Here is a 13,298-nt window from a genome sequence, read left to right as displayed (position 1 = left end):
CCGCCCGCTCGCACCTCGGGCAGCTACTCTTCGGGGCCAAGACCTCGCAGAACAGGTGTGTGCGATCCTCGCCGTCGAGAGCGGCATCGGTGATCGTCACCCCGAGTTCGATCGTGCGGCAAATCGTGTCGGCAATGGCGCTACGCTGCAACGAGGGTCCTGTCGGTGTGAGTGATGAGGTGTAGGGGCTTTCATCTTCACACCACAGGACCCGCCCGCATCCCCGGCTCGCCGCCGCCGAACCCGACCTACATCTTGTGCCCGGTAGAACCCGTTCTACGCACCGTCAATCAGGAAGAGCCAATATGCCGCTGAGTCGAGGTGGCATATTCTTCGGGGCCTGGCTGAGCAACCGAAAGCCTTATCAGAAGATGATCACCAATTTCGCAGAAGCCGCTCGCCCCGCGCCCCTTGCAGGGAGCGCGCGGCGAGCGGCGTGAATGCCTACCATCATCAGCTAGCACGAGATGTCCCGAACCCGAGCGCTACTTCCAGCAATAACTGTCGCAGTCGTTGCGTACCCGGACGGTTCGGATCGATACGTGAACGTTGGAGCAAGAAAGCTGCGAGCTCGAGACCAACTGACGGTCCACAGCGTACCGGCCCCAAGCCGCGAATCGTTTACAGCGCCTTAGACGAAACCCTTGACCCGACACCATCGACGTCTACTCCACCCGTCCCGGCGCCGTAGTAGTAACGGTATTGCCGTCGCGACGCCTCGACACCATTCAGCACTACGCCGAACACAGTCCTACTACCGACCTGCAGCTGAGCAAGAACTGTCTCAAGAGCCGACCGACGAGTCTTGCCGGCCCTCACTACAACAACGACACCGTCCGCCCATTGAGCAGCGACCATTGCATCGGTTACAGGAAGAATCGGCGGCGAATCAACGATCACATAATCGTAAATTTCCGCCAACTCAAGAAAGCACTCTCGCGTCCGGTGACTTTCCAGCAACTCTGCAGGATTTGGGGGAAGTGGGCCACTGCCAAGTATGTCCAATCCATCGATTCCCACAGTCTGCGTAACATCGACTACTGACAAACTACCTCTCAGATAGTCAGTGAGCCCGATCCCTTCGATGGCACCGAAGCGCCTTGCCACCGAAGGCCGCCGCAGATCCGTGTCCACAAGAACCACCCGCTTGCCGGATTCAGCCACGGCGGCAGCAAGGTTGATGGCGGTCGTCGTCTTGCCGTCGGCTTGCGACGGACTAGTTATCAAAATAACCCGCGATGAGCCGTCAATGTTACTGAAACCTAGGTTGGTACGCAGTTTCCTGAAAGCTTCTGCGGATTCGCTTGCACCAGCATTGAAGTCAAGTGCGCCGTTTGCAGGAAGGGAGTCATCGAGTGGAATGTCGCCCAAGACCGGCTTCCCCGAAACTTCACTAACTCCCTCTACCCAATCGATCGTGTTCCGCACCCGATAGTAGATATAGGCAGCTACCGTTCCCAGAACTGCGCCACAGAACATCGCTAGGAGTACGGTTCTAAGAATCCGCGGACTCACTGGCTTCGCGCTCGCTTCGGCGGAGGTGACAACCGTGACCTTTGCGAGCGGAGGTGCACTCGCTGACGGCCTCTCAAGCGACGACACAGCATCACTCAGCGCTTCTGAAACTGCATTTGCAGCACGCATTGCACTCACAGGGTCGGTAGCAGTAGCCGACACCTCTAGCAACACAGTCTCAGGCACAGGCCTGGTCTTGATTGTGGAACGGAGATCCTCTGCAGACAGTCCCCCTCCCAAACGCTGGCTAGCATCCGCGAGAACGGATTCGGATGTCGCAAGCTTCGCGTAGGAATCAATTCGCTGTTGAGAGGCAAGAGTTCCCTGGTACGCAGACTGAACAGAGGACTCAACCGCTGACGTAACGTAAAGAGTGCTGCGCGCTTGATAGGCAGGTGTTTCGAACATACACGCCACCCATGCCACAAGGCCGCAGACAAGGCTCGCAAGGACTACCACCCACCAACTGTCCCGTAACCCTCGCAGGACCGTACTGATCGGGAGCGCGTCTCCGACACGGTCTCGTACCGAATTATTCACGAATTGAGCCTCTCCTAGAGGGGAACACGACGATAGTAATTAGTTGCAGAGTGCAAGACCCGGATTCCACGCTGATGCCACCAGTTTAAGACACGCTCCCCATAGTCGGCAGCACAACTATGGCCGAGACTAACGTCGCCTGGCAAGCCACAAGTAGATAGATGGGCCAAATCCGAGCGAGCGTATTTCGCATCTTCAAACCCACCAAAACGAAAGCGAGAAGCGCAAGCGCCGGCAATTCAACATAACGCTGGAAAACCTGCGACCCCGCCGCTACCACAACGCCGACAGACACGAGTCCCGTCGCGACAGCCAATGAATCGATCAATGTGAGCCTCGAAAGCACGTTGACTAAACCGACCGACGCTAAGCCGACGAAAAGAACGAACACTACCGACCGATCTGCGAAATCCAAACCTTGCCCGACTACGGTCCACAACATCCCGCCATGGCGACCTGACTCCGCACTAGGCACGCTCATCCAAGCCGCGCCTAAACCCAATCCGACTAATGCGGAAGCAATCTGCACCTTACGCTCGAGTGGGCCGCCATCTCTCGGGGGTAGCGCTACGAGAAGGGGCGTGAAGATGAGACCGAAGATAATGATCGCGTACGGGACTGCAGCTATACTTCGTCCCGAGTTATTGAACTCATTCGCAAGCGGTGCAGTGAGCCCACCCCATAGGGCGACAAAAATCGACAAACCGATTACGGCGGGAAACAGAGCCAGAAAAACACGCAAGAGCAGCGTGCGACAACTCTGGCCCCTCCCGGAAAGAACCACTATGACGACAAGTACTGGAAGTACCCAGACCGAACTCTGTCGCACAAGCACGGCCGCCAGCGCTAGCAGACCGGCGATTACGGGACGGTACAGGGACAACGGCTCCTGATCTTTATTCAATACCAGCAGAGCTAGCAGGGCCAGCAATACCGCCACGGAATCGGTATTGAACCAAAGCGCCGCCTGCAAGAAGTAAGGAGAAAAAACCAAAGGGAGAACAGCGATATATGCAAAGCGCTCACCTACCAACGGTCGAACGGTGACAACAATCGCCACCAGGAGAGCTCCCGAACACGCAGCCGCGATGATAGATACCCACTCGGGGGGTAGACCGAAGAAGGCGACGAAGATCGCACCAATAGTGTGCAACAGTGGCGTGGTCGCCGTTGGAAGACTGTCGAGGGTAGAAAATGAAAAATTGGCGGCGATAGCTTCGATCGATGGAATATGAAAGGCTTGCTGATCGCGATACCCTGCCACCTTCGAAGCGTTTAATCCTCCCACCGCTGCAGCGGCCAGCGGAAAGGCGGCAAAGAGTGCGAACATACGCGCCGGGAACCACAGGTTGCCCATAAACCGGAAGTGCTCGCGGTCAGATCCTCCCGAGTGGTCAGGAAGAATCGCCGGCAGTCGGTAACTGCCTGAGCGCGGTCCGACCTTCACCTCCTACTCCGTCTCCACATACCGAGCGCTGCACGCAACTTGGGTACCGAGGAACGCCATTGGAAACCCTCGACGCCTGGCATCTGATATCTCGGAACTGGGACTCTAGCTAGTCGCCGGCCCAAAAGCCGCCCCCAAAGCGTGTGCGCTCGCTTGACTTGCAGCGGCTGTACAGCTTTCACCGCATCCGCATCGCCTGGCTCTAGTGCGATAACCCCGGCCTCCACGGCCTCTGCGACAAGTCGCTCGCCCAATGGAGTTCGTACAATAACTACGCTGATGCCATCCGACTCGTTGAAAGCTGGGTAACCATTAGCGTCTGATCGCCAGAAATCCCCAACGGAAACGTCCGCGAATGATCCAGTGCCGTCGGGACAAATCTTGCAACGGTCCTGCACGTCCTTTCCGAGAATATCGCCCCAAGACTCTTCATACGACATCGACTTAGACTCTCCTGCAAACGATGTCACAGTGAACCGACCCGGCCACCCCATTCCTCGGTAACGCAAGGACTGGACCTGTTCAGGCCGAACTCCGAGCCGCTCAATCGCGCGTTCGGTCGCACGCATGCTTGGGACACCCGCACAGAAGAATGAGAGAACCGGACGTTGAAAGTGGGAATTCGAGGAAGCTGTATCGTCGGCGCGAGCTTCGTGCATTCGCAAAGCGGCAACTTCGCACGGCTTACCAACGACAGCCTGACGCGGATTAGTAATGTCTACCAGCGGCAGAATTGCGACCGGAGCATACCTTGAACCCGACATCCCAAGTACTGCATCATAAGTTGTAGCCTCAATCGGAGACGTCGCTGTTGGTTCGTCCCTAGATTGACCCGCACCTACAACGGAATCAGCAATCCCCGCGTCAATCATGAACCGTGTCAGTGCCGTTAGTACTCCTGCGCTGCTTCCGGCATAGCGAATCTCCGCATCGGTCGCATGACCAACCCACACACTTCGATACGAACCCAGGACGGGATCGGCCATCGTCCCATCATCATTTGTCTGCACCACGGATACGCCTGGACACACCTCACGAAACTCGGCTGTCCCGGTCTTCTCGCCCGTAACATCGGTTACCACCGGACGAAGAAAACCACGGGCGTTTAGACGCATCTGAACCGCGCCATTGAGCAGCGCACACGCACCGCATCCGCTGCAGTTCCCCGCTTCAACAACGGCGTTGATCTCATCGCTGATCATTAGCGCTCCTATGCCTTACTTCTGAAAGCCTCGCGACACTAGCTTGTGCACTCGACAGGCCATCACAGCCACGCTCGCGCGCGGCGCTCAACCGAAAGTCGAACTCTCCATTAGCAATACGGTCCACGTAATCGAGTGCCGACTCAGCCACAAGGGCCGGTGCCAAACGCGCATCGACCAGACACGGCCACTCCAACGAGGTAAACAGAGGATGAAACTTTCGAGAGTAGGCCATACCGATCGCAGGGACTCCTACGGAGAGCGAGTTCAAGCAGGCGTGCATTCGTGCACCAACAACCAACTTACTTGAAGCAATGTGGCCTCTCGCTTCTTCGAGATCGGCGGGAATAACTTTTTCGCAGTCCCCCAGCAAGGTGGACGATCGTTGCACTTTCTCGATTGCGGACACGTCATTGTCGCTCTTCCCTGAATCAAGAACATGCGCGAATAGCTCAACCCGGCGGCCCCGTGCCTTGAGACCAGACACTATCGTCTCGAGCACCTGTATATGAGCCGCGCCGTCGACATGGTTGTCCCCGTTCACTAACAGGCCAGAGACATTCAAGAGAACGTCATGAACCTCGGTCCGAGCCAGAGGCAAAGGCATAGGCAAAGAGAATACAACATCGGTTCCAACAACCTTCGCAGTTCGGGAGCTCAGCCCGGCGGCAACGTGATAGCTGACTGACTCTCTCGCAATTACCAGGTCCGAGGTCGAAATCCGGTTTCGTGCAATAATCCTGGAAACCGGACTACCGAATGGACCAATCGTTTGCGGAGACAGAATAACCGGCTTACCCATAGCTACGCAGACGCGGTGCACGTACCACATAATGAAAGGCCGACGGAGACCATATATGTCCGTGAAGCTATCTCCTGCACCGGTATCAATTATCAATTCGTACTTTCGAAGACGCCGACGCAACAGACGCCCTCCGCTCAAGATGTCTTTCGCGAGAGTCCGGGGTCCAAGATTTACACCTAATGCGCCGCCGCTGAAGTCCTGGGCCTCGACCTTCGCCTTAGGCAATACACCACCAATTAGTTCAGCGGTACCCCTTGCCAGCACACGAACTCCAAGGTTTGGAGAGCGGGAGTCTGCCCAAAGAATCAGGACCGGCGAATCGAATTCATCGTCCAGTTCAACGCGAAGTTTCGATTTACATACACGGTCAGCCAGAGCCCAAATATATCCAGCAACTACTCCGCGCGCGAGAGCCATCAACTTCGCGGTGTCGAACCTGTTGGCGCGCGCACATCGGAGAAGCCACCGAATCGATGTTGCTATGAACGGCAGTGAGAATGTCCCGCGAATGCCTGACAACTCGGTATGCAGCTTGATCCTGTTCCGCATCATGTAGAAGTAGTACAGACCACTTTTCCCACCATGCGACTCGCTTGCACCACCTACACGGTGCCAAATCGTGTGACTAAGGGAAACTCCCATACGAATCCCTGCGTCGGCCGCCCGTTGAGACCACTCCGCGTCCTCCCAGTACATAAAGAAGTCGTCTCGAAAACCACCGACGCGGTGCCAAGTGGCCAATGTCATCAATGGGGCAGCTCCACACATGAACTCCGTCTGGACTACTTCGACGTCGTCAGATTGTGGACGTCGCCTCTGATCAACGATAATCCCGCGTCGCGCGTCGTGCTTGGCGCCCGCAAACCAATCGGTATTAGCTTTGCCAGTGACGATACGCGGACTGATCACGCCGAAGCCCGAAGCGTCCACCAAGCTAATTAAGCTGTCTACAACCCTAAGATCAAAGTCGGTGTCGGGATTAAGAATCCACAGAATATCATCAGGACCCCCTTGACAACGAGCAACACCGAAGTTCACGGCGGCCCCGAATCCGATATTGACGCCGGGCCGCACGTACACAACCTCCGCCATCCGGTCACAAGCGTCAGCTAACGCTCGAGCATCGTCTCGGTTAGTCGAATTGTCAACGACCAGCACGGATGAACTCGCCCTGCCCAAGACCAGGTTCGCAATGCGAATAACGTCGTCGGTGTTGTTGAACGCGACCACGACTACATGGAGTGCTCGTGACAAGGAATTCGACTCCTTCATAGTTTCTCAGGGCTCTCTTTGGCCAGCACAGCAACCAAGACTGCTTTTGCATCGGCGGGCGTACCAACCAACGACAGTGGACGAATACGTAGTGGGATCAGCATTGCGATGAACGAGACCCCGTATCCACTCAGCGATGCCAACGCAGCGCCTGTAGCACCCCAGCTCGGCGCGAGGAGATACATCGTACCTATCCCAACTACGAGTCCAATTAGCTGCGAAACCGTGACAGCAAGTCCACGGCCTGACGCGAAGAGGGCCGACGACGCGCACGCTGAAACGATTAGGAAACCCGCGCCAACAGCGAGGATCTGTGCGGGAAATACGCTGGCTGAGAACTCGGAGCCAAAAATCAACGGAACAAGAATCGGCGCTACGCAGACTCCAGCAAGAGCGATGACGGCGGCTACGCAACCGGCTCCTCGAATCGACAGTGCTGCCGACGTCGCGTCAGATTTGCGCGCAATTCGAGGGAAGTATGAAGCAGCAATAGCTTGGCCGACCGGTGTAGGTGCAGTCCCATAATTCACTGCCACGGAGTAGTGGCCCAGCGTCGCGGCGCCGACTAGCGGCATAAGCAACACCTGGTCAAGCCTTTGCGACGAAGCGTCCGCTATCTGAGCGCCAGCCGATCTAATTGACTCACGTACTAGACCCCAGCGGGGGACCCGAATTCCCCTGAAGCCGATGCGGGCGGCGAAACTAGCTGCGAGTACGGTCGCGAGTGTGCCAAGGTTATATCCCGCCAGTACGCCCAGCACATCGAGCCAACCGACCGACGCCAAGACACAGATACCGACAAAATACACCGCCGGCTGCAACAACGTAGCGACGAGGATCTCGAAGTACTTGTACTCGACGACGAAGAGACTGATGAGATTGTTCCGGTGAACAATCACCGGAGCGCTCACAACGCCTAGAGCTATCGTCAGCCGTACCCCGGCAGTCTCGGCCGAGAACAAGAGCTGATCTACCACCAATGCTGTCAGCAGCGCAGGAACGACCAGAAGAGCGCAGAGAAATCTTGCCGTCCGAGCCACAGATCTCGGATCATCGGCTATCGCGCACTGACGGCGCACCGCCCACGGCAAACCTGCGCCGAGAAAGACAGGAAGCAGCGCGATGACTGCAACTGCTGCAGCCGTCACACCACGGCCCTCAGGACCAATCGTTCTGGCTATGATCGGCGCTGAGCCGAGCATTAAAATCGATGCACCGATGCGACCAACCATCAGTGAACTCGGGGTGCGCAGGATATTCAGCTTAGGCCTCAGTCTACGCGCCAAGGATCCCGGTAACAGATTAGGCACGACCATCGATCACAGTAGCGTTGCACATTAGCCATGACTTCAAACTTCGAGTTGCTCTTTCCTGATTTTCAATGTTCTTCTCCAGAATTCGCCGGCCCGCCGAAGACAGACTAGGTAAACTAGTTAGCGCCTGATCGACAACTGATGCGATACTCGAGGAACTGTTGTCGGTGTAAAGAGCAGAATCAGCGAAGAAGGATTTCAATACCTGGGTTGATGAGGCGACAATCGGACGGCAATTGGCTAACGCTTCATATCCCCCTCTTTGCATGGTCGCCTCCCGTCGAGTGAGAGCTAGTACCACATCAGCTGATCGAATCACTTCGAGGTACGCCGACTGTTCGATGTAACCCGTGAACCTAAGATTCGACGGTGCCAGTTGTCGAACTTCTTCCGGCGCGTTGCCGGTCAGAACCCAGCACCAGTCGGGTCGCATACGCGCAGCTTCTAGAATCTCGGTTATTGGTTCGTCGTCGGCGTAACTCGCTGGGAAGACAATTGTGGGCACGCTCGAACGTGAGTTTGCGAGTGGCGTGGGCTGGCTGCCACGGGGCAGAATATCGTGCAGCACGATGATCTTAGTCGCATCAGCGATCCGCTCGCTCTCAAGAAGAGCAAGGTTAGTGACTATCAGACACGAGTCCTCGAATAGTTTTGCAAGAAGCGGGAAGCTCCAGCGCCAGCGAGGATCATTGACAGCACCACTGTGCACGTCCACAGCCACCGGGACTCGCCAAATTCGTGAGTATAGGTAGCACACAAGCGCAAGCGGTAAAGGCGGCTGCATGAACACCACGAATTCTGGATGTTTCGCGATAAGAATACGAAGTGTCAGTACGCTCGATAGCAGATATCGAAGCACCGTAGGACGAATCTTCGGGTAGACGAAGATCGGTTCCGCTTCGAGAGCACTAGCCAGATCTACCGATCGACCATGGTGGCTAATCCACGAAACTACGACCCCAGACGAACGGACAGACCCCGAGCGTTTTCGAGATTTTGAAACAATCACTTATTCACCTTCAACCGAATTCGCCTAGCGGCTTCGATGTCTTGTTGCGTAATACGATCAGAACCTGGCAACCAGACGATCCTCCGATTCGCTAGGTAGTTCGCTACCTGCGCCTGGTGATCGTCTACATGCTCACCTAGCGCAGCTTTCCTTGGCAGCACAAGTGTCGACGCTCCCAGTTCCACGAGGCGTAGTAGGCTTCCAACTCCGGCATGGGTAATGGTGAGGTCTGCTTTTGAGACAAGATTATCGAACTCTTCTGCCGAAACATGCTCGCAAACACGTCCTGGAAGATCGTCCCGCGACGTGGCGCCGACTTGCCATGTCATATCCGGTCGCGGATTCAGTGACGCTATAGCTTCCAGTACGGAGTCGATTAACCGGTCGAATCGGTATGGCTTGATCGTCCCCAGGGTGACGAATATCGACCGAGGAGCACTGGAATCGCCAACCACGCTACTATGGTCCGATATGATATCGAGGACAGAGAATTCGAACTTCCATCGGGAGTCGCTCCAAGAACTGTGCTGCGTCCGCAACTGAATTCCAGGCACGAGCCTCAACAGTCGGCCAGTGCGGGATGGACCATCGAATCTCGAGACACTTTCAATATAAAAGGTCGGAATTCGTTTGAACCGAGCTGCGGAAATGAGCGGGTAGGCCGCGACGCCTGCACCGGTGCTCACAACCGCATCAAATCGTTCACGAAGAATGTCGTTAAAGTCAGTTACAGACGAAACCATCTCTCGATAGCCCCTAGGCGGAATGTAGTCGATATACCGCACGCGATACTTCGACAGGACGCTGCGCGACTGATCAGATTCAAAAGTAACCCAGAGGGAGTCCAGCGATGGGTTGATCCGTTTGGCCAGTAGCGCCAGCTGGGCTAGATGACCGCCAGTTGATGCTATAAAGAGAATCTTCTTGCCAGCGAGGAATTCGATTGTCCCTGGGTTGTTGATTTTCACTGCAGATCGTTCACTCATCGGTCCGTCCGTTCGTACTTTCAGCCATTCCAATGGCATATTCATTCTCGGGACCTGAGGGTAAGCGTGACCGCCCTATCGAAGCGGAGTTGGGCGATCTTCCTACACCAAGGATCTGGTTCACAAGAATTCCTACAATAAACCAAAATAGTATTTGATACTGAGTAATAAAGGTTACCGTGGATAGGGCGGGGACCGTGCCCAGAATGGCGATCGCGGCCGGCCTTTTCTCCGAACCCGCCGAGCCAAAGATCATGTAACAAGCAACTGCCGCGATGCCCGCCAGGAGCACTACAGGAAATAGCCAACCGTAGGCTAGTCCGATAAAGAGAAAGGCACTGTCGATTGATCTGTAGCCCGCAAAGTAGATTTGGTCTCCAACACTAATCGCTGCATCTGATTGCCCGACAATTGACATGCTCCCGATTAGTTCGCGGTACATTTGGACCCGATACTGAGTGCTCGCCGTAGCATCAGCTTCGTCCGCGATCCATGCCTGCACAAAGTCGTAGATCGAGACAGAGAATGCGGCCATGAAAACTAGGCACAGAACTTTCGTCCATCCCACGATTCGGCGGCTAAATACGACATATAGAGCTAGTGTTACAAATAGGGACAGTAGCCCGGCACGGCTTAGCGACAGAAGGCACCCCGCCGCGATTGCGAGAGTGGCGGTGGTCTTGACCCAGGCGGATGTCTTCATCGAGAGCGCGAACGGCAACGCCATTGCCAGGCACACTCCGAGAGAAATTGAGTGACCGAAAGCCCACTCCGATCGTTCGAACTCCCCCCGTGGTTGAATCGGATGCCACAACGCAAAAGAACGATTTGGCATATACCAGGACACGAAGGGATGCCAGGACAGCAGGAACTCAATCGAAGAAAACAGTCCTACGAGACTCATTACGGCAGCAAAGGACTTAACCAAGAAGTCCCGATCGCACGAGCCTCCTACAGCTCGCGCGACTAAGTACCCGACGAGCCAGTGGGTGATCCACGCCAACCAGACAGCGCGCGATGCACCCCCAAAGGCGACGGCGAGGTAACCACCAGCAATAAAGGTGGCAACCGCGTAGTCGATCGTCCGAGGCGTCCACCACCCCTGAAGGTAGGCCGACAGGACCGCTGTAGCCCCAAGCACCGCGGCAAGCGGTACAAAGCCCACTATCTGGCTGACACCGACCCAGTACGGGACCATAGTCACGGAGAGGAGCCACGCGATGAGGGAAAGGCGTGGGCGCATCCAAAGCAAAGCCGTGAGCAAGACAAGAGCAGTCACACCGAACGTAGCCGTTGGCGCTGCCACAGCGCCGACACCAATCAATGTGCAACCACCCGCCACCAACAGCACGGAGAGAGAGTTTCGGCGGGTCGCACTAGCTATAGCAGGTCTGTCTACTAGCATAAATAGTTCCAGCCAGCCAATTCCCAAGCGCGCCTGTCTAGACACATCCTTCCGTCAACTACTGCCTTCTTGCGGACCTCGCTTCCTAGTTGCGTTGGGTTCAATCGAGAGAATTCTTTCCACTCGGTTAGAACCATCACAAGATCGGCGCCCGCGCATGCTTCCTGCGCCGTCGGGGCATAGTCCAATGTAGGGAATACTTTTGCGGAGTTATCGATCGCTTCAGGGTCATAGACCACGACCGAGGCTCCTTGTAGCTGCATCTGACCGGCCACATTCAGCGCCGGCGAATCCCGCACATCGTCGGATTCAGGTTTGAATGATGCGCCCAGTACCGCAACTCTTTTGCCAAGCAAATTTCCGTCGCAGGCCCGCCGCGCGATCTCGACCATTCTCGTGCGACGGTTCATGTTTATGAAATCGACTTCGCGGAGCAATCCGACGGCACTGGAGGCACCCAGTTCACCAGCTCTCGCTTGAAAGGCACGGATATCCTTAGGCAGGCATCCTCCGCCAAACCCGAGTCCGGCGTTAAGAAACTTGCTACCGATGCGATCGTCGTACCCTATGGCGTCCGCAACCTGCTTGATATCGGCCCCCGACGCTTCACATACCTCTGCGACGGCGTTGATGAATGAAATCTTGGTCGCAAGGAAGGAGTTAGCCGCAGCTTTTACGATCTCCGCGCTCGCGGTATCCATAACCAGGAAGGGCACGCCTTCGTCAATAATCCTGCTGTAGACTTGGTAGGTTACCTTCTCTGCCCGACCGCCAGGGTCGCATCCCAATACGAGACGATCCGGCCGAAGCGTGTCCGAGATTGCGTGCCCCTCACGCAGGAACTCTGGGTTCCACGCTAGTTCGACATGCACCCCATCGTTCGCAAGTTGGTCGATTCGGTCTGTTAGCCTGCGACATGTGCCCACTGGGACAGTAGATTTCCCCAGGATTATCGCGTCGCGATTCATCAGTGGGACGATTTGCTCTACTACAGAATCGACGTACTGTAGATCCGCCCGTGACTCACCTTTTTTCTGTGGTGTGCCGACTGCGATAAAGAATACTTCTCCCCATTCGGCTGCTTCGGCGTATGAGTCGGAAACGCGCAGCGTTCCGCTTGCAAGGTGCTTACGAAGAAGCTCTGAGAGACCGGGCTCATAGAATGGTAAATGGCCGTCCGCGATTTTCTCTCGACGTAACTGATCAACCTCTATTCCCAAAACCTCATGACCAAGTTCCGCCATGCACGCAGCATGCGTAGCACCTAGGTAGCCGAGTCCGAATACAACAACTTTGAGTGGATTGAGCTCAGTCATTTAGTATGCGCCGTCTTTCGCTATCACCGCACGCGCGGTCTTCCAAAGGATTGTTGCGTCTTGCATAATCGACCAGTTCTCGACGTACGACAGATCAAGCCGCACCGATTCCTCCCAAGACAGGTCTGATCGGCCTGACACCTGCCAAAGTCCAGTCATTCCAGGTTTGACGAGCATGCGTCGGGCCACGCGACCGTCGTACTGCTTGACTTCATCCGGCAATGGAGGACGGGGACCAACAAGACTCATCGATCCCCCGATGACGTTGAAAAGTTGTGGCAGCTCTGAGGGGGACCCATTCGATGGTCCAGTCGCTATGCGGCTTGAGGTTGGTGGGTCGTGGTCCACTGTAGGGCGAACTCGGCGGGGGTGAGTCCGTGGTGGGCCGAATGGGGTCGGTTGGCGTTGTAGTCGATCCTCCAGTCTTCGATGATGACCCGGGCTTCGCGCAGGGAGTCAAAGCGCCAGGAGTTGAGCAGCTCGTCGCG

11 protein-coding genes and 2 pseudogenes are annotated in these 13,298 nt (G+C 56.0%); all 13 read right to left on the bottom strand.

Annotation, left to right across the window (positions count from 1 at the left end; genetic code table 11):
- Positions 1-151, bottom strand: a pseudogene (locus BJF87_RS26895) (ISL3 family transposase); the annotation flags it as partial.
- 470 nt (positions 152-621) lie between these two features.
- A complete protein-coding gene (locus BJF87_RS18285) occupies positions 622-1,701 on the bottom strand; it encodes a polysaccharide biosynthesis tyrosine autokinase (RefSeq protein ID WP_158037546.1) in 1,080 nt (359 codons plus the stop codon).
- A gap of 69 nt (positions 1,702-1,770) precedes the next feature.
- Positions 1,771-2,055, bottom strand: a pseudogene (locus BJF87_RS27235) (Wzz/FepE/Etk N-terminal domain-containing protein); the annotation flags it as partial.
- 85 nt (positions 2,056-2,140) lie between these two features.
- The gene (locus tag BJF87_RS18280; RefSeq protein WP_139319547.1) at positions 2,141-3,502 is read right to left on the bottom strand and encodes a glycosyltransferase family 39 protein; all 1,362 of its coding nucleotides are present in this window, start codon (positions 3,500-3,502) and stop codon (positions 2,141-2,143) included.
- Entirely contained in the window at positions 3,499-4,488 is a 990-nt protein-coding gene (locus BJF87_RS27230; protein ID WP_396246707.1) for a Coenzyme F420 hydrogenase/dehydrogenase, beta subunit C-terminal domain, read from the bottom strand. Before BJF87_RS27230 ends, BJF87_RS18280 begins: the two co-directional genes overlap by 4 nt.
- Before the next feature lie 202 nt (positions 4,489-4,690).
- The gene (locus tag BJF87_RS18270) at positions 4,691-6,739 is read right to left on the bottom strand and encodes a polysaccharide pyruvyl transferase family protein (RefSeq protein ID WP_075863695.1); all 2,049 of its coding nucleotides are present in this window, start codon (positions 6,737-6,739) and stop codon (positions 4,691-4,693) included.
- Positions 6,740-6,777: 38 nt separating this feature from the next.
- Positions 6,778-8,013, bottom strand: coding sequence for an oligosaccharide flippase family protein (locus tag BJF87_RS18265; protein WP_158037544.1), 1,236 nt, complete (start codon positions 8,011-8,013; stop codon positions 6,778-6,780).
- Positions 8,014-8,083: 70 nt separating this feature from the next.
- Positions 8,084-8,815, bottom strand: coding sequence for a glycosyltransferase (locus BJF87_RS25905; RefSeq protein WP_158037542.1), 732 nt, complete (start codon positions 8,813-8,815; stop codon positions 8,084-8,086).
- Between the two features lie 284 nt (positions 8,816-9,099).
- Positions 9,100-10,089 (bottom strand): glycosyltransferase, encoded by a 990-nt coding sequence (locus BJF87_RS18255; RefSeq protein WP_158037540.1) that lies wholly within the window; start codon positions 10,087-10,089, stop codon positions 9,100-9,102.
- Entirely contained in the window at positions 10,082-11,440 is a 1,359-nt protein-coding gene (locus BJF87_RS18250; protein WP_139319545.1) for a hypothetical protein, read from the bottom strand. The genes BJF87_RS18255 and BJF87_RS18250 overlap by 8 nt, the downstream gene beginning before the upstream one ends.
- Before the next feature lie 47 nt (positions 11,441-11,487).
- A complete protein-coding gene (locus tag BJF87_RS18245; RefSeq protein WP_075863691.1) occupies positions 11,488-12,810 on the bottom strand; it encodes a UDP-glucose/GDP-mannose dehydrogenase family protein in 1,323 nt (440 codons plus the stop codon).
- Positions 12,811-13,158 (bottom strand): sugar transferase, encoded by a 348-nt coding sequence (locus tag BJF87_RS18240; RefSeq protein ID WP_396246706.1) that lies wholly within the window; start codon positions 13,156-13,158, stop codon positions 12,811-12,813.
- A partial coding sequence (locus BJF87_RS18235; RefSeq protein ID WP_139319406.1) for an integrase core domain-containing protein occupies positions 13,125-13,298 on the bottom strand: 174 nt, incomplete at its 5' end. The genes BJF87_RS18235 and BJF87_RS18240, both read right to left, overlap by 34 nt.

This window comes from Gordonia sp. CNJ-863 (assembly GCF_001942325.1).
Classification (GTDB): domain Bacteria; phylum Actinomycetota; class Actinomycetes; order Mycobacteriales; family Mycobacteriaceae; genus Gordonia; species Gordonia alkanivorans.
The sequence above is the reverse complement of the archived record's forward strand: the minus strand, read 5'-3'. Positions and strand labels throughout refer to the sequence as shown.